This is a genomic window from Amycolatopsis sp. DSM 110486, from assembly GCF_019468465.1.
Taxonomy (GTDB): Bacteria; Actinomycetota; Actinomycetes; order Mycobacteriales; family Pseudonocardiaceae; genus Amycolatopsis.
Window position 1 is genome coordinate 1404468 of sequence record NZ_CP080519.1, and the last position, 26658, is coordinate 1431125.

At 69.1% G+C, this 26658-nt stretch carries 26 protein-coding genes; 11 read left to right on the forward strand and 15 right to left on the reverse strand.

The annotated features are described in order from the left end of the window. Positions 1-23 precede the first annotated feature (23 nt). The 5 genes from K1T34_RS06870 (at position 24) to K1T34_RS06890 (ending at position 4320) form a co-directional block, all read left to right on the forward strand. Entirely contained in the window at positions 24-668 is a 645-nt protein-coding gene (locus tag K1T34_RS06870; protein ID WP_220243445.1) for an amino acid ABC transporter permease, read from the forward strand. Continuing rightward, the gene (locus K1T34_RS06875) at positions 665-1540 is read left to right on the forward strand and encodes an amino acid ABC transporter permease (protein ID WP_220243446.1); all 876 of its coding nucleotides are present in this window, start codon (positions 665-667) and stop codon (positions 1538-1540) included. The genes K1T34_RS06870 and K1T34_RS06875 overlap by 4 nt, the downstream gene beginning before the upstream one ends. 20 nt (positions 1541-1560) lie before the next feature. Then, a complete protein-coding gene (rocD, locus tag K1T34_RS06880; RefSeq protein ID WP_220243447.1) occupies positions 1561-2754 on the forward strand; it encodes an ornithine--oxo-acid transaminase in 1194 nt (397 codons plus the stop codon). A 100-nt stretch (positions 2755-2854) separates the two neighbouring features. Beyond that, positions 2855-3715, forward strand: coding sequence for an alpha/beta fold hydrolase (locus K1T34_RS06885; RefSeq protein ID WP_220243448.1), 861 nt, complete (start codon positions 2855-2857; stop codon positions 3713-3715). Positions 3716-3720: 5 nt separating this feature from the next. Then, a complete protein-coding gene (locus K1T34_RS06890; RefSeq protein WP_220243449.1) occupies positions 3721-4320 on the forward strand; it encodes a TetR/AcrR family transcriptional regulator in 600 nt (199 codons plus the stop codon). Here K1T34_RS06890 and K1T34_RS06895 read toward each other — a convergent pair. Together K1T34_RS06895 and K1T34_RS06900 are read right to left on the reverse strand one after the other, a co-directional pair. Continuing rightward, entirely contained in the window at positions 4311-4835 is a 525-nt protein-coding gene (locus K1T34_RS06895; RefSeq protein ID WP_220243450.1) for a hypothetical protein, read from the reverse strand. The genes K1T34_RS06890 and K1T34_RS06895 overlap by 10 nt on opposite strands. A 90-nt stretch (positions 4836-4925) precedes the next feature. Then, positions 4926-5501 carry an ABATE domain-containing protein gene (locus tag K1T34_RS06900; RefSeq protein ID WP_220243451.1) on the reverse strand — a complete coding sequence of 192 codons (576 nt, stop codon included), beginning with the start codon at positions 5499-5501 and terminating at the stop codon, positions 4926-4928. Between the two features lie 82 nt (positions 5502-5583). Here K1T34_RS06900 and K1T34_RS06905 point away from each other — a divergent pair, with 82 nt between their 5' ends. Further along, on the forward strand, positions 5584-6756 hold the full coding sequence (locus tag K1T34_RS06905; RefSeq protein WP_220243452.1) for an epoxide hydrolase family protein: 1173 nt from the start codon (positions 5584-5586) through the stop codon (positions 6754-6756). Between the two features lie 65 nt (positions 6757-6821). Here K1T34_RS06905 and K1T34_RS06910 read toward each other — a convergent pair whose 3' ends face one another. From K1T34_RS06910 to K1T34_RS06920, 3 genes are all read right to left on the reverse strand, one after another. Beyond that, positions 6822-7217 carry a hypothetical protein gene (locus K1T34_RS06910; protein WP_220243453.1) on the reverse strand — a complete coding sequence of 132 codons (396 nt, stop codon included), beginning with the start codon at positions 7215-7217 and terminating at the stop codon, positions 6822-6824. A gap of 112 nt (positions 7218-7329) precedes the next feature. Continuing rightward, complete coding sequence (locus K1T34_RS06915; protein WP_220243454.1) at positions 7330-7800, reverse strand: NUDIX hydrolase; 471 nt, start codon at positions 7798-7800, stop codon at positions 7330-7332. 8 nt (positions 7801-7808) lie between these two features. After that, positions 7809-8552: a DUF5919 domain-containing protein gene (locus tag K1T34_RS06920; RefSeq protein WP_220243455.1), complete on the reverse strand. Its 744-nt coding sequence runs from the start codon at positions 8550-8552 to the stop codon at positions 7809-7811. Positions 8553-8702: 150 nt separating this feature from the next. On the opposite strand from K1T34_RS06920, the gene K1T34_RS06925 reads away from it, so the two are divergent. Continuing rightward, positions 8703-9002 carry an AMED_5909 family protein gene (locus tag K1T34_RS06925; RefSeq protein ID WP_255638365.1) on the forward strand — a complete coding sequence of 100 codons (300 nt, stop codon included), beginning with the start codon at positions 8703-8705 and terminating at the stop codon, positions 9000-9002. 106 nt (positions 9003-9108) lie between these two features. Here K1T34_RS06925 and K1T34_RS06930 read toward each other — a convergent pair whose 3' ends face one another. Next, positions 9109-10470 carry an NAD-dependent succinate-semialdehyde dehydrogenase gene (locus K1T34_RS06930; protein ID WP_220243456.1) on the reverse strand — a complete coding sequence of 454 codons (1362 nt, stop codon included), beginning with the start codon at positions 10468-10470 and terminating at the stop codon, positions 9109-9111. 260 nt (positions 10471-10730) lie between these two features. Between K1T34_RS06930 and K1T34_RS06935 the strand changes: the two genes are divergently transcribed. Then, positions 10731-11249 (forward strand): lytic polysaccharide monooxygenase auxiliary activity family 9 protein, encoded by a 519-nt coding sequence (locus K1T34_RS06935; protein WP_220243457.1) that lies wholly within the window; start codon positions 10731-10733, stop codon positions 11247-11249. Between the two features lie 49 nt (positions 11250-11298). Here the strand turns inward: K1T34_RS06935 and K1T34_RS06940 are convergent, their stop codons facing one another. The 4 genes from K1T34_RS06940 to K1T34_RS06955 form a co-directional block, all read right to left on the reverse strand. After that, positions 11299-11565, reverse strand: coding sequence for a PLD nuclease N-terminal domain-containing protein (locus K1T34_RS06940; protein WP_220243458.1), 267 nt, complete (start codon positions 11563-11565; stop codon positions 11299-11301). A gap of 106 nt (positions 11566-11671) precedes the next feature. Then, entirely contained in the window at positions 11672-12865 is a 1194-nt protein-coding gene (locus K1T34_RS06945) for an MFS transporter (RefSeq protein ID WP_220243459.1), read from the reverse strand. A 70-nt stretch (positions 12866-12935) separates the two neighbouring features. Continuing rightward, the gene (locus tag K1T34_RS06950; protein WP_220243460.1) at positions 12936-14045 is read right to left on the reverse strand and encodes an NAD(P)/FAD-dependent oxidoreductase; all 1110 of its coding nucleotides are present in this window, start codon (positions 14043-14045) and stop codon (positions 12936-12938) included. Between the two features lie 12 nt (positions 14046-14057). Continuing rightward, positions 14058-14720, reverse strand: coding sequence for a TetR/AcrR family transcriptional regulator (locus K1T34_RS06955; protein ID WP_220243461.1), 663 nt, complete (start codon positions 14718-14720; stop codon positions 14058-14060). A 107-nt stretch (positions 14721-14827) separates the two neighbouring features. Here K1T34_RS06955 and K1T34_RS06960 point away from each other — a divergent pair, with 107 nt between their 5' ends. Together K1T34_RS06960 and K1T34_RS06965 are read left to right on the forward strand one after the other, a co-directional pair. Next, a complete protein-coding gene (locus K1T34_RS06960; RefSeq protein WP_220243462.1) occupies positions 14828-15586 on the forward strand; it encodes a DeoR/GlpR family DNA-binding transcription regulator in 759 nt (252 codons plus the stop codon). A 117-nt stretch (positions 15587-15703) separates the two neighbouring features. Then, positions 15704-17254, forward strand: coding sequence for an FAD-dependent monooxygenase (locus K1T34_RS06965; protein WP_220243463.1), 1551 nt, complete (start codon positions 15704-15706; stop codon positions 17252-17254). Between the two features lie 1435 nt (positions 17255-18689). Here the strand turns inward: K1T34_RS06965 and K1T34_RS06970 are convergent. The 4 genes from K1T34_RS06970 to K1T34_RS06985 form a co-directional block, all read right to left on the reverse strand. Continuing rightward, positions 18690-22091 (reverse strand): TM0106 family RecB-like putative nuclease, encoded by a 3402-nt coding sequence (locus K1T34_RS06970; RefSeq protein ID WP_220243464.1) that lies wholly within the window; start codon positions 22089-22091, stop codon positions 18690-18692. 87 nt (positions 22092-22178) lie between these two features. Continuing rightward, entirely contained in the window at positions 22179-23087 is a 909-nt protein-coding gene (locus tag K1T34_RS06975) for a ribonuclease Z (protein WP_220243465.1), read from the reverse strand. A 136-nt stretch (positions 23088-23223) separates the two neighbouring features. Beyond that, positions 23224-24213: an NAD(P)-dependent oxidoreductase gene (locus K1T34_RS06980; RefSeq protein WP_220243466.1), complete on the reverse strand. Its 990-nt coding sequence runs from the start codon at positions 24211-24213 to the stop codon at positions 23224-23226. Then, on the reverse strand, positions 24210-25178 hold the full coding sequence (locus tag K1T34_RS06985) for a ScbA/BarX family gamma-butyrolactone biosynthesis protein (protein WP_220243467.1): 969 nt from the start codon (positions 25176-25178) through the stop codon (positions 24210-24212). Before K1T34_RS06985 ends, K1T34_RS06980 begins: the two co-directional genes overlap by 4 nt. Before the next feature lie 192 nt (positions 25179-25370). Between K1T34_RS06985 and K1T34_RS06990 the strand changes: the two genes are divergently transcribed. Continuing rightward, a complete protein-coding gene (locus K1T34_RS06990) occupies positions 25371-25997 on the forward strand; it encodes a ScbR family autoregulator-binding transcription factor (RefSeq protein WP_220243468.1) in 627 nt (208 codons plus the stop codon). A gap of 6 nt (positions 25998-26003) precedes the next feature. Here the strand turns inward: K1T34_RS06990 and K1T34_RS06995 are convergent, their stop codons facing one another. Beyond that, positions 26004-26612, reverse strand: a complete 609-nt coding sequence (locus tag K1T34_RS06995; RefSeq protein ID WP_255638366.1) for a ScbR family autoregulator-binding transcription factor — start codon at positions 26610-26612, stop codon at positions 26004-26006. Between the last annotated feature and the right edge of the window lie 46 nt (positions 26613-26658).

Consider the following 26658-nt stretch of genomic DNA (forward strand, 5'->3'; position numbering starts at 1 on the left):
CGAACCCCGAAATCGGAGACCCCATGTCCGTGCTCTTCGCGCACCTCGGTGAGCTGCTGACCGGTCTGCTGACGACCCTCGAGCTGGCCGCGATCGCGTTTCCGCTGGCGCTGGTGATCGGCACCCTGCTGGGTGTCTGCCGCGTCAGCCCGATCGGGCCGCTGCGGGCGGCCGCCGGGTTCTACGTGCACTGCCTGCGCAACTCGCCGATGCTGCTGGTGATGGTCATGGTGGTCTTCGGCCTGCCCTACCTCGGCGCGACCGTCCCGCTGTTCGGGTCGGTCGTGCTGGGGCTGGGGTTGTACTTCGGCGCCTACATCTGCGAAACGGTGCGCTCCGGCATTGCCGGAGTGCCGCTCGGCCAGATCGAGGCGGCGCGTGCCATCGGCCTCACGTTTTCCGGCGTCCTGCGGCAGGTCGTGCTGCCGCAGGCGTTCCGGTCGATGGTGCAGCCACTGGGAAACATCCTGATCAACGTGTGCCTCGGTTCGGCACTCGGCGCGGCGGTCGGCGTGCAGGAGCTCACCGGTTCGGCGCGTCAGTTCAACCTCGACTTCGCCCAGCCGATCCCGACCTTCATCGCCGCGGTCATCGGCTACCTCCTGATCACCCTGACGATCGGCCAGCTGACCGGCGTCGTCGAACGGAAGGTTCGCATCCGACGATGAAGTCGCGCTCCCCCGCCCTTTTCGACGAACTCGGGCCCCGAGGCCAGAAGCGGCTGAAGATCGCCACCGTCGTGGCCGTCATCGCGCTGATCGGTGCCGTCGGCGGCGCCATCGCCCAGCTCGCCCACGTGCAGCAGCTCACCGCGCGCCTGTGGGAGCCGCTCATCGAGTGGTCGAACATCCGCTACCTGCTGCAGGGCCTGCTGACCACGTTGGAGGTCGGCCTCACCGGCGCCGCGATCTCCCTGGTGTTCGGCACGCTGATGGGCCTCGGCCGGCTGTCCACGCACAAGTGGGTCTCGATCCCGTGCGCCGGGCTGATCGAGCTCTTCCGTGCGATCCCGCTGATCCTGCTCGTGTACTTCTTCCTCATCGGCCTGCCCATGTTCGGCTGGAACCTCCCGCCGTTCTGGGTGCTGACCATCCCGATCGTGCTGCACGCCGGGGCGGTCTTCGCCGAGATCGTCCGCGCCGGCGTCAACTCGCTGGACCGCGGTCAGTTCGACGCCGCCGCGGCGATCGGCCTGCGCCGCGGGCAGACGATGGTTCTCGTCGTACTGCCCCAGGTGTTCCGGGCGCTGCGGCCGGCGCTCGTCACACAGGTGATCCGCACGCTGAAGGAATCCAGCCTCGGCTACGTCGTCGGCTACCCGGAGCTGCTGCGCGACGGGCAGGTGATCGGCGAGTTCAACGCCAACTTCGTGCAGACGTACGCGTTCACCGCGGTCATCTACATCGTCATCAACTTCGGGCTCTCCCGCGTCGCCGAGCTGCTCGACCGGCCCAAGAAGGTCCGGCGCCGCCCGGACCGGCCGGCGCCAGAGCCCGACCCCGAACCGGCGGCCTCGCAGCCGGCCGGAACCCTCGTCTGATTTTTTCGAAGCGGAGAGAAATGTCCATCACCGGCGAAGAGATCGAACGCGCCGAAGCCGCACTGGCCCACAATTACCACCCGCTGCCCGTGGTGCTCACGGAAGGCAAGGGCGCGTGGGTGACCGACGTCGAAGGCCGGCGCTACCTCGACCTGCTCGCGGGCTACAGCGCCCTCAACTTCGGCCACGGTGACGACGAGCTGCTGGCCGTCGCCCACGCCCAGCTCGACCGGCTGACCCTGACCAGCCGCGCGTTCCACCACAACCAGCTGGGCACCTTTGCCTCCGAGCTCGCCGAGCTGTGCGGCATGGAGATGGTGCTGCCGATGAACACCGGCGCCGAGGCCGTGGAGACGGCCATCAAGACGGCGCGCAAGTGGGGCTATCGCGTGAAGGGCGTGCCCGCCGGGCGCGCGAAGATCGTGGTGGCGGGCGGCAACTTCCACGGCCGCACGGTGACCATCGTCGGGTTCTCCGACGACCCCGAGGCCACCGCCGACCACGGGCCGTTCACGCCGGGGTTCGTGACCGTGCCGTTCGGCGACGCGGAGGCGTTGCGGGCCGCGGTGGACGAGGACACGGTGGCGGTGCTCATCGAGCCGATCCAGGGTGAGGGCGGTGTGGTGCTGCCGCCTTCGGGGTATCTGCGTGAGGTTCGCGCCATTTGCTCTGCCGCTCAGGTGCTGTTCGTCGCCGACGAGATCCAGTCGGGCCTCGGGCGGACCGGGCGGACGTTCGCGTGTGACCACGAGGACGTCGTGCCCGACATGTACGTGCTGGGCAAGGCGCTGGGCGGCGGCATCATGCCGGTGTCGGCCGTGGTGTCCAGCCGTGACGTGCTGGGCGTGTTCCGGCCGGGCGAGCACGGCAGCACGTTCGGCGGCAACCCGCTCGCGTGCGCTGTCGGGACGGCGGTGGTGCGGAAGCTCAAGACCGGTGAGCCGCAGCGCCGGGCCGACGAGCTGGGCCGGGTCTTCGCTTCCGCCTTGGCCGAGTTGCCTTCGTCGGCTGTCGACGCGGTGCGGGTGCGTGGCCTGTGGGCCGGCATCGACGTGCGCGACCGCACGGGCCGTGACGTCTGCGAAGGCCTGCTTCGCCGTGGCGTGCTGGCGAAGGACGCGCACGGCAGCACGATCCGGCTGGCGCCGCCGCTCGTGGTGTCCGAAGAGGACCTGCGCTGGGGCGTTTCGCAGCTGGCAGCTGAACTTTCCTGACCCATCCCCCTGTGCCCGTCGCACCCTCTTCCGGGTGCGGCGGGCACAGTCATGTCCGCTTCGCATTTACATACAGACTGTACGTATGTATCTTGGTCGCATGACTTCCTCACTCGGACAGGACCACCGCATCCGCCTGCCGCAGGGCGAGGTGCGCTACTACGAACGCGGTGCCGGTCAACCGGTCGTCTTCGTGCACGGGGTGCTCACCAACGCGCTACTGTGGCGCAAGGTCGTGCCCGCCGTCGCGGAGGCCGGATTCCGTTGCCTGGCCCCGGATTTGCCGATGGGCGCCCACGAGATCCCGATGCGCGCCGACGCCGACCTGAGCGCCCCGGGCATGGCGACCCTGCTCGGCGATTTCCTCGAGACCCTCGACCTGCACGACGTCACGCTCGTCGCCAACGACACCGGCGGCGCGGTGACGCAGATCCTGCTTTCTCGCTACCCGTCGCGCGTCGCGCGGGTGGTGCTGACGCCGTCGGACAGCTTCGAGTACTTCTTCCCGCCGATCTTCAAACCGTTGCCGGTGGTGGCGAAGGTGCCGGGTTCGATGGCGGTGCTGGGGCAGCTGTTGCGGATTCGGGCGTTGTGGCCGTTGCCGCTGTTGTTCGGGTGGGTAACGAAGAAGCCGCTGCCTTCTTCCGTGGCCGAGTCTTACCTTCTTCGCCTGCGCGGGTCTTCCGGCGTGCGACGCGACCTGCGCAAGCTGCTGCGCTCGGTGCACCCCCGGCACACCTTGGCGGCCGCGGAGAAACTGCGGTCGTTTTCGCCGCCCGTTCTCCTGGCCTGGGCTTCGGAAGACAAGCTGTTCCCCGTGCGCTTCGCGTACCGGCTGGCCGAACTGCTGCCGGACGCTCGCGTCGTGGAGATCGCCGACTCGTACACCTTCGTCCCGGAGGACCAGCCCGACGTGCTCGCCGGGCACATCGTCGAGTTCGCGAGCGTCATGGCAGATTAGGCCGGGTGAGACGCACTCAGCAGGAACGTTCCGACAGCACGCGCGCGGCCCTCGTCGGCGCCGCCCGCGAGCTCTTCGGCACGCGCGGCTACCACGACGTGCCGGCCGAAGAGATCACCCGCACGGCCGGCGTCACCCGCGGCGCGCTCTACCACCACTTCGGCGACAAGCTGGGCCTGTTCCGCGCCGTGGTGGAAGAGGTGGAACGCGAACTGACGGCCGAGGTCTCCGCGGTGATGACAGCGTCTGCCGATCCCCTGGTCGGCATGACCACGGCGCTGGGGACGTTCCTGGAGGCCTGCCTCCGGCCGGAGGTCCAGCGCATCTCCCTGGCAGACGCCCCCGCGGTGCTCGGCTGGGACGTCTGGCGCGAGATCGAGGGCGAGTACGGGCTGGGGTTGCTGGTGTCGGCCCTGACTTCGGCACATGCGGCGGGGTTGATCGTGGACATGCCTATTCGCACTCTGGCGCAGCTGATTTTGAGCGCGGTGATGGAGGCGGCGCGGATGATCGCTTCGGCTTCGGATCAGGCTGCCGTGTTGGCTGAGACGCAGGTGGTTTTCGCGGGTTGGCTGGGTTCCTTGCTGCGGCCCGATCACCGGTAGGTAGTTACCGGAAGAGGATGTCGGCAGTCCTCGCTGAATAGTGCGACGACAATATCCTCCTTCGTCAACTTCATGGGGTCGATATAGCCGGGCCGCCCAAGAGGGACGGTGCAGAACGTCACGTTCCCCGTGAATTTATCGGGGTCGAGCATTGTCGGTCCAGCGGAGATATACGCAGCCATCCGGACGGCCGGCAAATCGTCGTTTTGTTGATGGAGGGCGGCCCAAGCGAACGCCACCCCTCTGCGGAGCAGGGGTGAAACCAGCGATTCGCCGATTTCAGTCAGATCAAGATCGGGAATACCGCGACCGTTGACCGCCGCCTCGTAGTCGATGACAGCAGAGAAGCGGTCCCGGTCGCCGAAATAACTTCGATACCACGCCTCGAGCAGGTGGGCATCATCCACTGTGATCCAGCCGCGTTCTATCACTCCACGAAGTTCCACGACTACGTCATTTTGCCTGAGGGCGTCAAGAACGTCCGACCCGGCAATTCGAGCGGCTTCCGAACTCATCCACGCCATGAAAAATTCCCATCCTTCGACATACGTCTCTCAATTCACCCACCTGGCAACCGTTCGGGGAACGGTCTACCGAAGTAACAGTCATTCCACTGATCTGGGGTTTTTGCGCCGATTGGCATTGAAGCGCGCCTTCTTCTCACGATTCCCGCACGTGTTCATGTCGCACCATTTGCGGGTGCGGCTTTGGCTGGTGTCGAAGAAGGCGGCTTGGCAGGTCGGCGATGCGCACAAGGCCAACTTTCCGTCTCGTTCGCCGGCGATGATGCTGATCGCGTCGGCGGCGATCACGCTGAGGGCATCTTCCACGCAGGAAGCCGAGCTGAGCTGCCATCGCCGCTTGCCCTCAGGCGTCAGGATCGCCGCGGCCCGGCCCTGAGCGCTGCGGTCGTTGATGACTTGGACAGCCGAGGCAGGGAGAGCGTCCTGGATCGCGGCCGCTGTCGCGGCGGCGTGAATCGACTCCCTCAGTTCCCGAGCGAGGTCGAGCTGGGCGGTGGTGCAGGAGTCCACGGCGAGGCCGTTCATCGCCAGCCAGTCGACGAGTCGGTGCGGCGCGGAAATGCGCTCCACAGCGTCGCCACGACGCTCCGTCAGAGTCGCCGTGAAGCTGGTCGCCAGCACGGTACCGAGGCGAAAGTCGGGGAACGCAGCACGCATGGAACCACCTTAGCTGGTTGCACGTCGGCCTGACGACATGCTAGAACCATCTAAGCCGGTTCCGCGATGGCCAGGAGGTCTCATGCCCCGTCCAACCAGCGACGTGCAAGCATTTGAAGCCCACGCACCTGACGCCGACCTCGACGATCTGCGCGCGCGGCTGGCCGCGGCGCGGCTGCCGGAGGCCGAGACGGTCTATCGCCCCGCGCCCGATCCTCGCCGATGGGAACAGGGTGTTCCGCTGGCCGACCTCGTCGATGTCGTGAACTACTGGCGCACCGGGTACAACTGGCGGTCGTTCGAAGAGCGCCTCAACCGGATCGGCCAGTTCCGCACGACCATTGATGATCTGGGAATCCACTTCCTGCACCGCCGATCCGCGCGCGCAGATGCCACTCCTCTGATCTTGACGCACGGCTGGCCGGACAGCATTACTCGGTTCATCGATGTAGTGGACGAGCTGGCAGATCCGAAAGATGCAGACGCGCCGGCGTTCCACGTCGTGGTTCCGTCGCTACCAGGCTTTGGTTACAGCGACAAGCCGGCCACGACAGGGTGGGGAACAGAAAAGATCGCGGCCGCATGGGTGGAACTGATGGCAAGGCTCGGCTACAGCCAGTTCGCAGCCCACGGCGGCGACTGGGGAGGCAATATCACCACGGTTCTCGCCGGCAGGTTCCCGGCGCACGTTCTCGGCATCCACACGACGTTCGCGGAGGGACCGCCCGGGTTGACAACGGACGGGCTGACGGCGGTCGAGCGCAAGTGGGCCGACGAAACCCGCGATTTCTGGCGCCACAACGCGGCCTACGCGAAGCAGCAGGCGACCCGACCGCAAACCATCGGCTACTCGCTCGTCGACTCACCGGTCGGGCTTCTTGCCTGGATCCTCGACAAGTTCGCCGAGTGGTCGGACACCGAAGACAGCCCGTTCGAGACGATTTCCCGAGACAGCGTTCTTGACGACGTCACCCTGTACTGGCTGACACACACCGGCGCATCGTCGGCCCGCATTTACTACGAAAGCCACAACTCGCTCGATCCCGAACTCCGGGTCGACGTCCCGGCGGCAATCACTATGTATCCCCGCGACCCCGAGAAGTGTCCGCGCCCCTGGGCACAGGAGCGGTACCGACAGATCGTCCGATGGAGCTCACCCGAAAGCGGAGGACATTTCCCGTCGCTGGAGGTTCCGGGGTATTTCGTCAAAGATCTCCAAGAGGGCCTCGCGGCAGTGCTGGCCGCGAATCGGTGATCGAGCCACTCGGCAAGTGGTTCCGAAAATCGACGACGCACCGCTACGCGGGGCAAGTTCGCAAATCAACTTCCCAATCGATCTTCTACTGTCGCGCGAATTTCATGCCAGGGGTCATATCGAAGAGATTCCAACGTCTCCCTGGAAGTGTTCTTATGCAGCGCAACCCTCATTCTAATCGACTCTTCTGCATCTTGAGCCAGGCGCTCGAGAAGACCCGATGTCAGCTTTCTCTTCATAGCCACCATGAAGCGTACGCGAGCATTAGGATCGTCGATAAGGACTTCCAGTACTGCGAGCGGAATAGTCTTGTTTAGGGCAACTCCCACTCGCCCTTCTGGATAGCGATCAACGATTTCCATCCACACTTGCTCGGATGCCTCCTCCAATGCGGCCCTGCGATACTCTCCTGGATCTAAACTCCTGCACAGTCGAACAAATTCATCAGCAGACTCGATCACCCCTTAACGCTCCTCAAATTGCCATTCGAAATGAACTTCCCCGTAGGATCTTTCACTTGTCGGTCGTATATTTGCCAAACTTGTCAGCATGCGCGGTCCAATCGCGTCAGTCCTACGTGAAGTACGGCTCACTCCGGTTGCTCAACGCGTGATCCATGCGGAGCCGGATCGACCGGTGGATGTTGAGCCCGGACAGGTCATCAGGGGTGACCCATGTGACTTCCTTGCTCTCATCGCTCGTCCTGAGCGTTCCACCGATGGCTCGGGCGCGGAAGCAGATCGAGAACTCCTGTCTCACCTCACCGTCGTCGTATGCCACCACGTGCTTGGGGTTCGAGTACAGCCCTACCAGGGAGATCACCTCGCACTCGATACCTGTCTCCTCGCGGACTTCGCGCACCGCTGTTTGCGACAGGGTTTCCCCAAGCTCCAGCTGACCACCGGGGATCGAGTAGAGGTCGTTGTCCGTGCGGCGGATCATGAGGATGTGGCCGCGCTCGTCCTGGATGAAGGCGGAGACGGCGACAGCGATGCTGTTCGCGGCGGGCGCATGGGGGTCGTCGAGGTAATCCGTGCGGGACATGTGGGCTCCTAGAACTGGGCGTCGCGGGAGAGGTTCCAGACGGATTCGAAGCTTTCGGAGTAGCTCTCGAAGAGGTCGCCGGCCGAGAGGCGGCGGAGGTGGAGGGCTGGGGCGTGGGCGCCTTGGGAGCCGAAGATGTGGGTGTTGACCACCATCTCGTCGTCGAAGCGGAAGATCGAGTTGTACAGGGTCGTGTTGTGGAAGCGGATTTGCACTCCGGGGACGCCGACGAGTGGCTTGTAGTAGGCGAGGGCGTTGCGAATCCGGGCTGGAAGGGTCCCGTCGCCCAGTTGCTCCTCGTCTCCACGGAGGGCGACAGAATCGCCTCCGGGGTCGCCGAACACGAGCCTGATGGATGTGCCGGAGTTGGCCTTCTTGGCGAGGTCCTTGATGAACCTCGGGCGCTCGATGAGAAACAGACCGGCGTGGACCAGGATCTCAATGTCGCTGGCGGCGTCGCCGATGATGCGGTCCCAGAGTTCAGCGGGCACAGCGTTGCGGTGCGGGAAGACTTGCACCAGCTCAGCCGTGGCGGTCGCCGCCTTGCGTTCCGGCGCGACCGCGTCCGGCCAGAGGTAGATCTCCGACTCCTTGATGAGCGCGGCCAGCTTGTGCCGGTACCTCGGGTACGGTGTGCGTCCCTTGCTGATCCAGCGCTCCACGGTCTTCTGGTCGACGTCGAGCGCCTTGGCCACCTGCTCCGGGTCGAGCCCGTTGCGCATGAGCGCGTCGCGCAGGCGTTCGTTCGGCAATGACCCTCCTCTGGACTTCTAGGGACGTCTTCAACGTACCAGGGACGTCCCCAGAGGTCCCGCCGTGAGGTGATCATGTCCCGGAGATTTCCGGAGAGTAGTGCCGGCAGCGCCGGAGTCCGTCCGGCCCGAGCAGGTTCGGGAGCAGCTATGACTGCGGAACAGTACGCGGCGAAAGACAGTGCGGCCGGGCCGACGACCCTCTACGGGGCGCACCAGTGGGCTCAGAGCCGGTACCCGCCGCCAGATGCGCCGCCCTCGACGGTGATCGCGTTCCACCAGGAGAACAAGCGGATGTACGAACGAATCGCGGACATGGATCGCGGGCACCACCACGAGGCGCTGTACTTCGTCGGCTACGAACAGCGGATGGTCGACGCGGCGCGTGAAGAAACGTTGCGTGGCGGGAAGATCCCTGCGGGGCAAGAGGCGCCTCCGGCATCCCGATGACCACCCGACACTTGAAACAGGAGACGGACGAGACCACGCAGCCCGCCAGGCCGTCCCGGACGAATCCGAGACGGCCTGACCAGGCCACGAATCACCACCCGGCAGCTCACAGCCGGATCGACTTCTTGTTCATGAACTCCTCGATCCCCAGCGGACCCAGCTCCCGGCCCATCCCCGAGCGCTTGATCCCGCCGAAGGGCAGGTCCGCCTGCGAGCCACCCGACTTGTTGAAATACACCATCCCCGACTCGATCCGGTTCGCCACGGTGCGCATGCGGGCCGGGTCGGTGCCGAAGACGCTGGCGCCCAGGCCGAAGGGGGAGTCGTTGGCGATGGAGATGGCTTCGTCGTCGGAGGAGGCGGGGAACAGCAAGAAGACCGGGCCGAAGATTTCGTCGCGGTAGGCGTCCATGTCGGGGGTCACGTCGGTCAGCACCGTGGCCTCTAGGTAGGCGCCCGGGCCGTCGACGCGGTGGCCGCCGGTACGCAGCACGGCGCCCTGGGAGATGGCGGTCGAGACCTGTTCGAAAACCTCGTCGGCGGCGGAGACCGAGGCCAGGGGTGGCAGCTTCGTCGAAGGGTCGGAAGGGTCGCCCGGCAGGTAGAAAGCAGCCACCCGCGCGGTCAGCTTCTCCACGAACGAGTCGTACAGCTCCCCCACCACGATGATCCGCTTGGGCGCGTTGCAGGACTGGCCGCAGTTGCGCATGCGGGCCGTCGCGACGGCGTTCACCGTCTCGTCCAGGTCGTCCGTGTCGAGGACGATCAGTGGGTCCGAGCCGCCCAGTTCGAGGACGCAGCGCTTGAGGTTCCGCCCCGCCTCGGCGGCCACCGAGATGCCGGCCTGTTCGCTGCCCGTCAGGGAAACCCCGACGATGCGCGGGTCCGCGAGGATCGACGGGACCTGGCGCGACGAGGCGAAAACGTTGACGTACGCGTCCTCCGGCACACCGGCGTCGCGCAGGACCTGCTCGATCGCGACGGCCGAGCGCGGGCAGATGGACGCGTGCTTGAGCAGAATCGTATTGCCCAGCACCAGGTTCGGCGCGACGAACCGCGCTACCTGGTACATGGGGAAGTTCCACGGCATCACGCCGAGCAGGGCGCCGATCGGCTCTTTCCGGATGACAGCGTCGCCGCCTTGAATTTTCAACGGCTCGTCGGCGATGAGGGACGGGCCGTGTTCGGCGTAGTAGGAGAAGATGTCCACGACGATGCCGACCTCGCCGCGGCCCTCGTTGACGCGCTTGCCCATCTCGAGCGTCATGATGGCGGCGAGCTCGTCGGACCGTTCGGCGAACAGCTCGCCCGCGCGCGCGACGATCTCGGCGCGTTCGGCGACCGGGCGTTCCCGCCAGGACAGGTAGCCGCGGTGGACGCGGGCGATCGCGTCGCGCACCTCCTGGTCGGTGGAGTTCTCGATCTGCTCGATCAGTTCACCCGTGGCCGGGTCGGTGACGGTGTACATCGCGGCGAGAGCCTCCGTGTTCGACGGAACGAAGCGGTCGGACGCACTCAGGCTACCAAATTGCATACAGTATGCACCAGTCCGGCGAAGGTCGTCCGACTGCTCCAGAGGTTTGCTACCTCTTGACCGAAACGCCCGGTTCACAGTATGGTCTAGACCACATTCTCCCTTTCCCCGCCCGCGCACCTCCCACGCGGTGGCTCGATCGCGCCCTCAAAGGCCATCCGTGGGAGCGGGCACCGCTGTCGAAGGAGCCCGGCATGAAAACGAACCGCAAGCTCGTGGCCGCCCTCGCCGGTGCGGCGATCGCACCCGTGATCGTGCTGGTCGGCCCCGTGGGCACGGCCAGCGCCCACGGCTACGTCAACGCGCCCGCGAGCCGGCAGGCGCAATGCGCGCAGAACATCGTGTCCTGCGGCGACATCAAGTGGGAACCGCAGAGCGTGGAAGGCCCGAAGGGCCAGCGCACCTGCAACGGCGGCGTCGCGCGCTTCGCCGAACTCAACGACAACAGCAAGCCCTGGCGTGCCACCGCGACCGGCGGCACGGTCACGTTCAACTGGACGTTCACCGCCCGGCACAAGACCAGCACCTACGAGTACTACATCGGCAACACGCGCATCGCGAGCTTCAGCGGCAACAACCAGGTGCCGCCGGCCACCGTGTCGCACTCGGTGGACCTGGGCAACCGCACGGGCCGCCAGACCGTGCTGGCCATCTGGAACATCGCCGACACGGCCAACGCGTTCTACTCCTGCGTCGACCTGCAGGTGAGCTGACGAAAGCGGCGGACGGGCCTCGAACACCCGTCCGCCGCTTCCGTCCACATCAGACTCGGCGATACGCCCCGGCCTCGGCGCTGCGCCGCCCCACCAGGAACCACAGCAGCGGTCCGAGGAACGGCGCGCAGAACGCGAACACGACCCACACCAGCTTCATCCCGCCGCCCAGCGGGCTCCCGAGCACGCTGACGAGCGCGGCGAGGAAGAACACCACCGGGATCAGGATCAACGCGATGATCCCGACTCCGACGGCGATGTTCGCGGCGTGGGGGCCGTCCTGGGCTGCGGCGGCCAGCGCGGTGGGGATGGTCATCGGTCCTCTCCCTGGTTCTCGTCGGTCCACATCGGACGCGATGGGTCCAGTATGAGAGCGTGCGCCGCCGGCCCGAATCGGCTCGACGGCTCGTCCCGCGTAATCCTTAAGTAGTAGCGGCGACGGGGATCACGCGCTCCAGCAGCCGCATGGCCAGCGCCGCGAACACGTTCACCACGCCCAGGACCAGCCACGGAAGCCAGTACCCGACCTCGAACAACGTGGTGAAAAACGCCGGCGCCACCAGGCTCGCGACCGTGAACGAGTACTGGAACACCGCCAGGTAACGCCCTCGCGCGCCGGGCGGCGACAGCTCCGTGGCCAGTGACTGCGACACCGGACCGTGCACGGTCTCCGCCGCGGTGAACAGGAACGTCGCGCCCAGCAGCACCGGCACCACCCACCCGAGCTGCCCCGGCACCAGCAGCGCGAACGCCAGGCACCACGCCGCCCACAGCACCGCCGAAGCCATCAGCACGCGCGTCCTGCGCAGCGGCGACACCAGCCGCACCGCCGGCGCGGTGAGGACCGTGAGCAGCACGGTGTTCCCCACCAGCATCGCGGGCGCGAGCCACGGCGGACCGTGCAGCCCCACGGTCACGAACACCGGCAACCCCAGTGCCAGCATCATGCTGGTCAACGCGAACACCGCGTTCAGCCCGGTGAACGCCAGGAACGGCCGCGCCCGCAGCATCCCCCGGTACCCGCCGGCGTCACCCTCCGCGCGCCGCGGCGCCCGCACGCGCACCGCGATCGCCGCGCCCGCGCAGAGAAAACAGGCCGCTGAGCCGTACGCGATCGCGCGATACGCCTCCGGGGTGCCGATCGTGACCACGACGCCGGTGATAAGGCCGCCGATGGCCAGCCCGGCGGTGCGGGTCACGTTCATCCACGCGAACCAGGAGTCCTTGCTCCGCGGTTTCGCGCTGCCGTCGACGAAATCCGCCACCGCGGTGAACACCGACGACCAGAAGAACCGCACCCCGATCGCCACGAACGCGGCGCTGAGGAAGATGCCGACGGGCCCGGTCACGCGCGTGAACAGCAGAAACCCGATCCCTTGCGCACCCTGCGCGGCAACCACCAGCACCCACGGACCCATCCGGTCGGCCAGCCGCCCGGCGATCAGCGGCACCGGCAGCGTCAGCGCGTTCGCCGCGCTGAGCAGCACGCCGATCAGCGCCAACGGCACCGTGGTCAGCTTCGCGAAGAACAGCACCGACAGCGGCTGGAACAACCCGTTGCCCACCGAGTCGACCACCAGCGCCGCCAGCAGCACCGCCCCACCACGGCTCCGCACGCCAGATCATCCCCCCGGGTCGGACGAGCCCCCGAGCGTAACGATCTTCAAGGCCGCGGTCGACGGAATTTCAGTGCCCTTCGAACACCGCAAGCACGCCGTCGGGCGCGTCCTCGGCGAACGACGTCACGAGGTTCTCCGCCGAACCCCGCGCGGCTTCCTCGCTGCGCGGGAACAGCGCCTTCTCGTACTGCGCAAGGGCCGCCTCGACGTTCCCGTCGGACTCGACCAGGGCCAACGCCAGCTCCGCACCGTCGATCATCGCCAGGTTCGCGCCCTCGCCGGCGAACGGCGACATCACGTGCGCCGCGTCGCCCACCAGCGTCACGCCGGGCACGCGCGCCCACTCGTGGCCCACCGGCAGCGCGTGGATCGGCCGCGGCACCAGCTCACCGTCGGCCGACTCGATCAGCGCCTTCAGTTCCGGGGCCCAGCCGGCGAATTCTTGCGACAGCTTCGCAGCCGCGTCCGACAAGTCGAGTGAGGAAACCCAGCCCTCGGGCACCTGGAGAGCGACGTAGACGTGCGCACTGCCGTCCGGCTCGCGGTGCGCCAGAATCCCCTTGCCCGGCCCGAGCGCCATGAACATTCCCCCGCCGACGAGCGCCGCGCTCTCCGGATGCTTCGCGGCGACGTCCAGCAGATCCAGTTCCACAAAGGAAATCCCGGTGTACGCGGGCACCTCGGCCGAGACGAGCGGCCGGATCCGCGACCAGGCCCCGTCGGCCCCGACGAGCACGTCAGTCTCCAGCGTCGAACCGTCGGCCAGCGCGACCTCGTGCCGGCCATCGCCCAGCGGACGGGCCGAAACCACCTTGGCGCCCCAGCGGACGGTGCCCTCCGGCAGCGACGAGAGCAGCAGGTCGCGCAAAGCACCGCGTTCGACCTCCGGCCGGGTCCCCTGGCCATCGTCCTCTTCGGACATTCGCACCACCGCGTGCCGGTCCAGCACGCGCATGGCCTCCCCGCCGCGGTGGATCAGCGGCAGGAACTCCTCGTACAGGCCGGCCGCACGTAACGCGGCCTGGCCCGTTTCCTCGTGGATGTCGAGCATCCCGCCCTGCGTGCGGGCCGATGCCGACGCGTCGACATCCAATACTGTGGCCTCGATGCCGTTGCGGTGGAGCACGGACGCGAGCGTCAGCCCGCCGAGGCCGGCTCCGATGACGGTGATCTTCATGGTCTTTCTCCTTCAGGTTCGTGGGGTGGCGGCGATTCCGGCGATCAGCGCGCGGAACGCCCAGGACAGCCGCTGCCCGGGCTCGCCGGACAGCAAGTCGGGCCCGGCGGCGGCCAGGTGCGGGTACTTCTCGGGTGACGCGTCGTGGATGACGGCCGCCAGTGCCCGCCATTCCTCGCGGTCTTCGGGGCGCTCGTCGGCGTGTTCGGCCGCCGTCGCCGTGGCGAGCTGGAGCAGCAGGTCGACGCCCCACGCCGCCTGCGCGCTCGGTACCCCGCCCTCGGCGAGCAACGCGAGCACCGTGTCCACCAGCCGCAGGTAGTTGTCCCCGCGCGGACGGGCCACGAGCGCCGACTGTGCCAGCCCGGGATAGCGGAACAAGACCGCCGTGTACGAGCCGAGCACAGCTTCGAGCCGCTCCGCCCACGTCCCGGCCGGCGGAGCCGGCTCGACCTCACCGAGCAGCTCGTCGAGCACCGCGGCGTGGAGCTCCACGGTGTTGCGGACGTAGACGTACAGCGACGCCGCACCGGTGTCGAGCTCCTGCGCGAGCCGGCGCATCGTCAGCCGGGACAGGCCTTCGGCGCGCAGGATCGCGAGCGCGGCGGTGATGATTCCGGCCCGGGTGAGAGCCGGCTTGGCCGGACGTTCCCGGCGGCTGCGTGGTGCGGTCATGACTTCACGATAACGAACATGTTCGTTCCGAACAAGGTCGTAACGAACATGTTCATCTTCACAGACGCCCAGCCCTTTCGAACGAAAGGGAGGTAAGTTCGGCAGTCATGCGAGGCAACCCCCGGCACGAACGCATCCTCGAGCGGCTCCGGCGCGACGGCCGCGTCGACGTCGGTGAGCTGGCCGGCGCGCTGGACACGTCGGAGGTCACCATCCGGCGCGACCTCGACTCACTGGCCGAGCAAGGCACGCTGCGCCGCGTGCGGGGTGGCGCGGTAAGCCTGCTGATGCGCGGCGAGGAGCTGCCGTTCGCGCTGCGCGAGGTGGAGTCCGCGGCGGCGAAGGACCGGATCGCGGCCGTGGTGGGCGGGCTGGTGCGCGACGGCGAGGCCGTGGTCGTCGACAGCGGCACGAGCGGGCTCGCGGTCGCCCGCGCCCTTGCCGGCCGGCGCTTGACGGTGATGCCGCTCGCCCTGCCGAGCGCGACGGTGCTGGCCGCAAGCTCGTCGGTGAACCTGCTGCTGCCCGGCGGAACCACGCGCTTCGGCGAGGGCTCGATGGTCGGACCGATCACCGAGGCCGCGCTCGCGGCGCTGCGGTTCGACACCTTCGTGCTCACGTGCTGCGGCCTGTCGCCCGACGACGGCGTGACCGCCCACGATCTGCAGGACGCTGCTGTGAAGCGCGCCGCGAAGCGGTCTTCGCGGCGCACGGTGCTGGTTGCCGAGAGTGCCAAGTTCTCGCGCACCGCGCTGGCGACCGTGTGCGGCATGGAGGACGTGGACGTGCTGGTCACGGACGCCGAGGCGCCTTCGGAGGCACTGGAACGGTTTCGCCGAGCCGGCGTCGAGGTCCGGGTGGCGTGAGGGGATCCGTCCACACTGGACGTCTCCCACTCTCAAGCTATAGCGCACCCCAGGGCTTGCCGCAAGACCCCCGTCGTGCCGCAGAATCGGCGGCCGTCAGCGAAATGGGGGTTCGAAGTGCACGACGTGATCATCGTGGGCGCCGGTGCGGCCGGCCTGGTCCTGGCCGCCGAGCTGCGCCTTGCCGGGGTCCGGCCGCTGGTGCTGGAACGGCAGCCGCGACGCAGGGAAGTGCCGCGGGCCAACGGTCTCGGCGGCCAGATCGTGGAGCTGCTGCGCTACCGCGGGGTGCTGGAGCGGCTCGAAGCTGCCGCCTCCCCGGCGCACGCGGCGCCGTCGTTGCCGTTCGGCGGGACGCAGCTGGACCTCTCACACCTGGCCGAACCGGCGTACTACGCGCTGAGCATCCCGCAGCCGGTGCTCGAACGCACGCTCGCCGAGTACGCGGCGGAGCTCGGGGTGCAGCTGCGGGAGGGGCACGAGGTTGTCGGCCTTCGCGAAGACGCCGCGGTGACAGTGGACGTGCGTGGCCCCGACGGGCCGTACCAGCTCACTGCTCGCTACGTCGTGGGGTGCGACGGCGGCCGCAGCCGGGTCCGCGAGTTGCTGGGCCTGCCGTTCCCGGGCACGACGTACCCGGAGGTGAACCGGCTCGTCGAGGCGACGGTGCCGGATTCGGTGAACCGGCTGGAGAACGGTGACCTGGACGTACCCGGACTGGGGTTGCTGCGCCAGGGTTTCACGCGGACTGACAGCGGGGTCTTCGCGTTCGGCGCGATCGGGCCGGAGGTTCTGCTGATCAACACCGTCGAGGAGGAAGCGACCGAGTACGACGACCTCAGCCCGATGACCGAGGCCGAGTTTCAGGCCAGCATCCGGCGCGTACTCGGCGGTTCGCTGCCCCTCGGCGAGGTGCGGCGCCTGTCGCGCTACCAGTGGCAGGGCCGGCAGGTCCCCCGGTACCGGGTTGGGCGCGTCTTCGTGGCCGGCGACGCGGCGCACCTGCTGGCTTCCTCGGGGGCGTCGCTCAACCTCGGCATGCTCGACTCGGTCAACCTGGCGTGGAAACTCGCCGCGGCCGCGCAGGGTTGGGCGCCGCCCGGCCTGCTCGACAGCTACCACGCCGAACGCCACCACGCCGGCTCCCGCGCCCTCCTGCAGACCAGCGCGCAGGCCGCCCTGCGCCGCGGCCACGACCCCGCCGCGGACGCGCTTCGCGCGCTGTTCCAGGAGCTCCTCACCGACGAACAATCGTTGCGCCGCCTCGCCGCCACCATCGGCGGCACCGACCTGCGCTACCCGGCTCCCGGTTCGGACCACCCCCTGGCCGGCACCTTCGCCCGCGACTTCCCTCTGACCACCGACGACGGCCCGTCGTCTCTCGCCTCGCTGGTGCGCCTGGGCCGGCCGGTGTTCGTCGACCTCGCCGGCCGCCCGGAACTCCGCGCGGTTGCCGAACCCTGGGCTCCCCGCGTGGGCCTCCACACCGCCAAGACCCACCTCCGCCCGGCCGACGCCCTCCTCCTCCGTCCGGACGCGCACATCGCGTGGGCCGCGCCGCTCGACTCGGCCGCCGATCCGGCCGGCCTCCGCGAAGCCCTCACGACATGGTTCGGCGCGCCTGAAGGGGCCCGAAACCGCCTCACCACACATGATCACCAAGAGTAAGTGTTCACCATGATCGATTCACCGTTTCGTGGACTGATCCTAGATCGACTTCTACCGCTAGTGTCACCGACAACCCGCTCAGCCTCGACATTCCCCCGACCGGGCGGCGGGCCAGGCCCCCTGGAAGCCCCCCTTCCGCGCCCAGGGGGCCACACAAACAACCACCCTCACTCACCCCCGGAGGAGAGCGCTTGCCACACGCGGTCGCCGGCTTTCGGCAGCAAGGTGAGCCACCTGCCGGTCGCGGTCTGGACCACGCGCAGCGCACCCGCCCGCTGCCGGCTGCGACGCGGGCCCGGCGCGCGTCGAAGGTCCCGAGCGGCGTGGCATCCGAGCACCCTTCGCCGACCGGAGTCACCTGGCCCACCGCCTGGCGAAGGTCTGCCAGCGCTCATTTCCCCTCTGCCGCCGCGACTTCCGCGTCCAGCCGCCCCTCATCGGCCGGCAGATGCAGCTGACCGACAGACATCTCCCACGCGAGTGGCAACGCCGGTAGCTCAACAAAGGGCGTCACCCGAACGGTCGCGATCCACATCACTCGCGGGCCGTGGAACATTCGGTGGCCGCCTGCGTTGTACTGGCTGTCGGTACGGAGGGGTCCCCGGGCTCCACAACTCACCTTCCCGGACAGCCGGTTCGCCGGCCCCGGGTTGCGTCACTCGCCGAGAGGCGACCCCCGTGCCGGCGCAAGACCACCCGCCCCGCTGCCCCGCGCTCCCCCAACGCGGTACGGGGCGGGCGCCAGTGCTCCTGCTCTCGCTCGCCGGACCCCCAGCCGGCGGAGCCGGGAGCGGGAGCACCCTCAGTACCCTCCATTGTGGATCATCGGGAATACCTCCGCACCGGCACTAGTTACAACCTTTGCCGGTGCGGTGGTGTCCCCGGGCTCCACCCACTGCCTTCCCGGACCGTCGCACAGACGCCGGGTCGCGCCAACCGCCGAGAGGCGACCCCCGCACCGGCCCGAACCCAACCTCCTCAGACCACCCCACCCCGCTGCGCCGCAGTTGCCTCGAGGCAGCGCGGGGCGGGCTCATGTGCTCCTGCTCCTGTCGCCGGACCCACTGCCGCGGCGGGAGCGGGGGCATCCAAACGTCCACAGTGGATCATGAAATCAGGATCATGCAAATCACCTGAGCGACCTGCGTCACAAGGGAAATCCGGAACACCGGCCACGCCCAGGCGTTGTACAGAGTGTCGGTACGGCGGGTGTCCCCGGGCCTCACCCACTGCCTTCCCGGGCCGTCGCAAGACGCCGGGTCGCGCCACTCGCCGAGAGGCGACCCCCCGTACCGACGCAAGCCACTCGAAGAGAAAGCTCCCGCCCGCACCCGCCGATCCCCCCATCGGCGCGGCGCCCGAGGCGGGAAACAGTGCCCCCGCTCCCTGTCCGCGCGAACTCCCTCTCCGCAGCGACGGGACCGGGGGCACGCCCTTATCCGGAGCCAGGCGCGGAGCCGGGCCAGGGCAGCGCGTCCTGCAGCAGCCCGAGCATCCCCGACACCAGCCGCATCTGCTCGACCGTGCGGATGTCGGCCTCGAGCAGATGCGGCGAACACACCAGCACCGCCACCGACTGCGCCCGCGACAGCGCGACGTTCAGCCGGTTGCGCGAGAGCAGGAAGTCGAGCCCGCGCGGGAGGTCGACGGCCGAGGACGACGTCATCGTCGTCACCACCACCGGCGCCTCCTGGCCCTGGAACCGGTCGACCGTGCCCACGCGGACGTCGCCGAAGCCGGCTTCGGCCAGCGCGCGCGTGACCACGCGGGCCTGCAGGTTGTAGGGCGCCACCACGAGGAAGTCGGCGTCCGTCAGCGGACGGCCCTCCCACGTGCGCCCGTGCAGCGCCGAGATCACCGAGACGACCTCGGCCGCCTCCTCCACCGAACGCGTCGTGTTCCCCCGGTGCTCCACCGACGCCAGGTACAGCCCCGACGCGAACCCGTCGACCGACCGCGACGCCGACGGGTGCGAGTGCAGCAACCCCGCGTAGGACAGCCGCGAAACGGGCGCGCACACCGCCGGGTGCATGCGCCGCGTCTGGTCGAGGAAGTAGCCCAGGTGCGCCGGCATGATGTCGGCGTCGCCGATCAGGTGCCCCAGCGCCGAGGCCTCCGCGCCCGCCGGGTGCGTGCCCTGCACCACCTGCGGCAACTGCTGCGGATCACCCAGCAGCACCACGTTCTTCGCGCACGTCGACACGGCCAGCGCGTCGGCCAGCGCGAACTGGCCGGCCTCGTCGATCACGAGCACGTCGAACGGCTCCGCGCGCACAGCCGCGTTGGCGAACGTCCAAGCCGTGCCGCCCACCAGGTGCCCGGTGTCGTGTTCCTCGCGCCAGCGCACCAGAGCGTTGTTGTTCTTCGGCTGTTCCCACGCCGCCGAGGGGTCCGGCGTCCGCTTCGCGCGTTTGGCACACGCCAGCGAAGGATCGTTGCCCAGCGCGGCGGAAAGCACGTTCTCCACGGCCTTGTGACTGTTGGACGTGACCCCGACCGTCCGGCCCGAACGCACGAGGTGCGCGATCAGCTTGCCCGCCAGGTATGTCTTCCCCGCGCCCGGCGGGCCCTGCACGGCGAGCACGGAACCGTCGAGCGCGTCGACGGCCTCGATCACCGTCGCGACCAGATCCTCACCCGCGGCAGGCAACGCGCCGCCGGTCCGCAACCGCGGCGACGTCCGGCGCAGGAGGTCCACACCAGGGTGCTTCGGCAGCACCGGCAGGGTTTCCCCGACGAGCCGGGCGAGATCGGCCACGGCCTCGTCCTTCGGCGACGGCCGCACCGGGCTGCCGGGCAGCACCGCGGCCGGACGGTCGTTCGACGTCGCGTCGGGCGCGCTGCTCTCCTCCAGCGTCAGCTCGACGGCCGAGGAAGCCACCACCTTCGCGTCGCGCGCTTCGGCGCCGTAACGCAGGCGCACGTCGTCGCCCGGTGCGAACGGGTGCGGCCGGTCCGGGTCGCACGCCACGACGAGCGTCCGCTTCGCCGTGCGCAGCCGGCCGGACGGCGGCACCCACTCGCCGACGGACACCGAAACGGGCACCGCGCACGTCGTGTCGATCTCCAGGTCACCGAGCGGCGCCGCCACCTGGCGGAAGAACTCCCACCATGCCGGGTTCGTCTCACGCCGGTGGTAGCCCACGGACGCGGCGAGCAGCGCACGGGCGTGGTCGTCCGGGGTGAACTCCGCCGGATCGTCGGGCAGGCCGTCGAGCAACGGGTCGACGAGCGCCGCCATCGCGGCCGCGCGCTCCGCCCGCCGTTGCGCCGCGACGTCTTCCTCCGTCTCCCGCAGCAGAGCGTCCACATCGGACTCGGGCGCCGGCTCGACGAGGTCGATGCCCTCGTCCACGCGCACCCGATGCAGGAACTCCAGCAGCCGCAGGGTGGACACGCAGTCGTACTCGTTGTACTCACCGATGCCGCGCAGCACTTCGTCGGCCCGCTCGGACTCTCCGGCGGCCGTGAGCGTGAGGTAGTCCTCGTACGCCTCGATGCTGGACGCGGCCGTCTTCACGTCGCCGTCGCGCGCGGCGGGCATGTAGAGCGGCTCGAGGTACTTGATCGAGTACGACCGCTGCCCGACCCGCAACGCCTTGCGCACCACCGCGTACAGGTCCACGAGCGCGCCGCACCGCAACAGCTCGTCCACGGCTTCCTCGCGTGTGCCGTGCACGGCGGCGAGACGCTTGATGGCGGTGACCTCATACGGCGCGTAGTGGTACACGTGCGCGCCGGGGTGTTCGGCCAGCCGCGCGGTGGCGAAGTCCACGAACTCCTCGAACGCGCGCTTCTCCTGCGCCCGGGAGTGGGCCCAGAACGGGGTGAACCGCTGACCGTCAGTGTCGTCGGGGGCGTCCGAGTCGTCCGTCACCGCACCGAACAGGTACTCGAGCCCGGAGCCCGCCAACGCGTACGGGTCGCCTTCCATGTCGAAGAAGACGTCGCCCGGGCTCGGCGGCGGCAGCTGGGCGAGCGCGGCGGGATCGATCACCTCGTAGGCGAGCTCGCCCGTCTCGTCCTGGCGCACCTGGATCGCGGCCTGCGCGCGCAACGTCGTGTACGTGGTCGCGGACATGTCGCGCGGCCGGTCGTCCGGCCCGGCGGCGGCGAGCTTGTCGATCGTCGCGAGACCGGCCGTCACGAGCTTGCGCCGCTGGTCTCCGCGCATGCCCGCGACGAGCGACAGGTCACGGTCCGCCTCCCGCGCCGTCGAGCAGTGCTGCGCGAAGCTGCAGGCTCCGCACGCCGGCCGTTCGTCGGCCCACAGCTGCAGCGGCAGCCGGGCCGGGCGGTCGCGCAGCCGCGAGCGCAGGCGGTCGAGCAGCGGGAGGAAGTCGTCGACGCGCAGCGTGCGCGTGGTGCCGTCGCCCAGCAGCAAGTGCATGTCCGGACCAGCCGGCCAACCCGCGCGGCGCAGCGCATCGGCGTACGCGGTCAGCTGGACCACCGCGGACGGCTTGGCGTGCCGGGCGAGCTTGGTGTCGTAGACCTCGTAGCGGCCTTCGTCGTCGCGCAGCAGGAAATCGGCGCGGCCGGTGAACTCGTCGTCGTGGAACACGGCCTGGTAGACCACGGGCGCGCCCGCGCGCAGCGCCTCCTCCGTCACCTTCGCGGCGACGACCGGATCACGCTCCTCGATCTCCACGACCTTGCGTTCGGCCCGCAGCCGCTCGAGCGTCGCCTCCTCGTGCGCGCGCCCGTGCTTCACGGCCAGCTGATCAGGTCCTGAACCGGGCCTCGGCGCGCCGGGCAGCCCCGCTGCCAGCGCCTGCGTGAGGACGCTCCGGTGCTCGCACTCGAGCAGATCGGCGAGATCGGACGGCGTGTACATCGCCCGGAAGTCTGGCACGACCGCCGGCGCGCCCCGCCCACCCCGGGCACCGACACGCCGACGGCCCAGGTCACGGCCGGTGAGCCGTCAGCGCCGGCGGGGCAGCGGAATCACGTCGAAGTCGCGCGCCACGTGGATCTCCCCGTCGAAGACCTCCGCCGCCTCCTCCCCGAACGCGTCGGCCTCCGCATAGGGGTAGCGCTGCGAGAAGTGGGTCAGCACGAGCTTGCGCACACCTGCCGCCGCGGCGAGACGGCCGGCGTCGGTGCTGGTGAGGTGGCCGTAGCGGGTGGCGATGTCGGCGTCGGCGGCGCGGAAGGTCGACTCGGCGACCAGCAGGTCCGCGTCGCGCGCGCAGTCCAGGGCTCCCGCGCACGGGCGCGTGTCCATGACGAACGCCACAACCTGTCCGGGCTTCGGCTCGCTGACGTCGGCGAGGTGAACAGTGCGGCCGTCGACCTCCAGCGAGCCTTCCCGCTGCAGCCGGCTGATGTCCGGACCTCGGACGCCGGCCGCGGCGAGGCGGTCGGGGAGCATGCGGATGCCGTCGGGTTCGGTGTAGCGGTAGCCGAAGCAGTCGATGCGGTGGTCGAGGACGTGGGCGGACATCGGGCCGTCGGTCCAGCCGTCGGCGAGCACCGGGCGCGGGACGACCTCGGCGCGCTCGTGGTAGACGGTGGAGTAGCGCAGGCGCTCGAAAAACGCCTGGCCGGAGGCCGGGTAGTGGCAGCGCACGGGCCGCGGCACGGCGTCGAGCGACAGCCGCTGCAGCACGGCGGAGAGGCCGAGGCTGTGGTCGCCGTGGAAGTGGGTGATGCAGATGCGCGTGAGCTCCGCGGCGGCAACGCCGGCGTGGGTCATCTGCCGCTGCGTGCCCTCCCCCGGGTCGAACAGCACGCCGTCGGTGTCGAAACGCAGGAGGTACCCGTTGTGGTTGCGGTGCCGGGTCGGCGTCTGGCTCGCCGACCCGAGCACCACGAGCTCACGTCGTGACATGCCGCCCATCTTCGACGATCACCGGCCGCCGGGAAAAGCGGACGGCCACCCGGTCCATTCCGGGTGGCCGTCATGATCGAAATTGCTGTGCGAATTCAAGCGGGCACTTTCCGCGTTATTCGATCTTCGAATCGCGTCATATTCCGCCGACGCGGTCGAAGAGCGTTTCGCGGTAGTACTGGGCCGCCTCGGCCAGACGCGCGACGAGGCCGGGCCCCGTCGGCACACCCGTGCGCGCCCAGACGCGGCTGCTCTCGTACCAGTGGTCTCGCGTGAGCAGGGAATACTGGTGATCGCTGAGCCACGGCAACGCTTCCCGCGTCCGCTCACGGTGTTCTCCGAGCGGCAGGTCCGCCGCGGGCAGCGGCTCGCCGAGCAGGTCGCACACGGCCGTGACCAGGCGCCGCATCCGCACCGGCCGCGGGTCGGCCACGTGGAAGACCTCCCCCGGCAGGCCCGGCCGGTGGATCAACGCGACGACAACCGCCGCGAGATCCGTGACCGAGACCACCGACGTCCGCGCGTCGCCGCCCGCCGCCCACGCCGGGACCGCGCGCAGCCACCGCACCAGCGCGGGGACCACGTGCCGGTCGCCGACGCCGTAGACCAGGTGCGGCCGAAGGACCGCACCGCCGGCCGCGCGCACGAGCCGTTCGGCCGCGAGCCGGCTGCGGCTCGTGGCCGATGCCGGACCCGTGACCAGCACCGACTCCGACGCGCCGCGGTGATCGCCGTCGCGGTAGACCGCGCAGGTGCTCAGGTGCAGCACCCGCGTGGTGCCGGCGCGCGCCGCCTCCGCGAGCAACGCGCGGGTGCCGTCCTCGTTGACGGTAGTGCACAGCTGTTCGTCCCCACCGACCTGCGCCGCAAGGTGCACGAGCGTGGTGACGCCCGCGCACACGCCGGCCAGGCTCGCCGGGTCGGCGAGGTCACCCGCCACGGGCCGCACGCCCGCGTCCGCCGGCCACGCCGCCGTCCCATCGGGCAGCGGCCGCCGCACGAGGACCCGCACGCGCGGGCCGCACCCGCTCGCGACGAGCTCCCGCACCACTGCGCAGCCGATGAAGCCGGTGGCGCCGGTGACCAGGATGTCTGTCGTACTGACCGCCCCCAGGTCGGCAGTCATGACAGACGCATCGCCAGCGTGGTCGTCACCGCGGTCTTGCCGTACTGCTCGAACTCCACGCGCACCAGGCGGCAGTCGTCCTCCGCCGGATCCAGCTCCGTGGCCACGACCCGGCATTCGGCCTCGAACTCCACGTAGGCGTGGAACTCGATCTCCGCCCGCAGCGGCAGCGCGTGCGGGTCGCCGACCGTGAGCAACGCGGCCTGCCGCGCGGCCTCGACCATGACCATGCCCGGCACGTGGTCCACCGTGTGGTCGAAGAGCACTGCGTGGTCCGGGTCGAACTGCAGCGCCCAGACGCCCGTCTCCGAAGTGGCCGCGACCAGCACGTCCTGCGTGTGGTTGCGCCCGACCTCGGCCGGTTCGACGGTGGGCAGCACCCTGACCTGGAACGGCGTCGCCGCGAAGTGCTCGCCGCGCAGCCGCCGGTAGACCGCCGACGAGACGCACCGCCAACGCTCCGAAGCCGTGCCGACGTGCGTGCCGTCGCGGAACATGTCGAACTCGTACCGCATGCCGCCGACGTTCTTGCCGCGGTACTGCACGTCGTGCGCGCTGACCTGCAACACCACGTTCACCGGACGGCAGTCGGTGGCCAGCCCCGCCTCGTCGACCTCGTACGCCTTGTGGTCGGAGAGGAAGTTGTGGCCGAGCGGCACCCCGTACGCGCGGTGGGCGAGCAGCATCGCGGCTTGGCGGCAGGTTTCGGTGTACAGCAACGGGTCGTGCGAAGCCGGGGTGCGCGGGCCGAAGAAGCCGTGGCGCCGCGGCCACTGCGCGCCGAGTTCGAAGCGGCCCGGCCCCAGGATGTTCAGATCGGTGACGAAGACTTCCGACACCGCCGCCCGGTGCACGAGGCTGCGCGGGATCGTCTGCTGGAAGTCGATCTGTCTCTTCGCCGGAATTTCATCGATCGTTTCAGTGGATGATCTTCCTACTGTCTCCGCTAGCAGTGTGCCGACCATGTCGGACCTCCCAGAAAGAAATTCCCCAGTTTCCCCAGTACTCCCCCGCTCAATTTCTAGCGGAATCCGAGAGGCAAAACCATACCTACCTACCGGTTTTTTTCGCTGGCTCTACGGCCCGCCGACCGGTACACTGGTCGCTTGCACCGGTCCACGACGGACCAGATCCCCTTGTGCACGAAGGAGTTAGGCGTGGCTCGCCAGGAACGCGCGGAGCAGACCCGGAAGACCATCCTCACCGCCGCGGCGTCGCGGTTCGATGCGGTCGGCTTCCTCGGGGCGAGCCTGTCCGACATCCTGGCCGAGGCCGGCGTCACCAAGGGTGCGCTGTACTTCCACTTCAAGTCGAAGGAAGACCTCGCCGACGCGCTGATGCAGGAGCAGTTCGCGGTGGCGGACTCGTCGCCGGCGCTGGCGAACCCGGGGCTGCAAACGGTGATCGACTGGTGCCACAGCCTCGCCGTCGGCCTGCAGAGCGACGTCTTCGTGCGCGCCAGCATCCGGCTCGTCATCGAGCAGGGTTCGTTCGTCACGCCGGCCGCCAGTGCCTACAAGCAGTGGATCGACCTCGTCCACGGGTGCCTGCTCGCCGCCAAGGCCGCGGGCGACCTGCGCAAGGAGATCAACACCCACGATCTCGCGCAGTACGCCGTCGGGTCGTTCACGGGGATCCAGCTGAGCTCCCAGGTGCTCACGGACCGGACCGACCTGCGCGAGCGCGTCACGTTCATGTGGGCGACGCTGCTGCCCTCGATCGTGCCGCCGCGCCGGCTGCACAGGTTCAACCCGGCCGGGAACCTCGAAGAGCAGCCCGCCTGAGCCGGCTCATCGCGCGGTGCTCGACACCGGCTCGGCCAGTTCGATCACGCGCCAGAGCTCGGAAAGCGTGCGCGAGAGGTCAGTGTCGGCCGAGATCGTGCCACTCGCGACCACCGACTCGAGGCCGACGCAGGTCACGACCACCAGCAGCGTCGCCATGTCGGGCAACACCTCAGCGCTGAGCTCGCCCGCGTCGTGTGCCTCGGCGATGTAGCGCCGCACCTGGGCGAGCCAAGCGCGCGTGAAGGCGACGTAGCGGGCATCCTTCGAACCCATCTCCCGCGTGAGCCGGAAACTGGCACCGACCTTGGGATCGGCGCCGAGCCAGTGCATGAGGGCCCGGCTGAGCTCGGCAAGCCTGCGCAGGGCAGGCACGTTGCTCGTGCGATCGACGCGGTCCACGTGCTCCTGGAGCACGGCGACCGCGGCGCCCTGGACCTCGTCGCAGACCTCGTCCTTCGAGGAGAAGTGGAAGTACAGGCCACCCTTGGTGACGCCCGCTTGGCGCGCGATGTCCACCATGCTCGTGGCCGCGTAGCCGTCGCGGTGCAGCAGCTCGGCGGCAGCGTCCAGCAACAAGAGCCGGGTCTGCTCCGCTCGCGCCTGCTTCGTCACCGTCGTCCCCATCCGCTCCGGCCGGGCACGTCCGCCCCGACCTGTT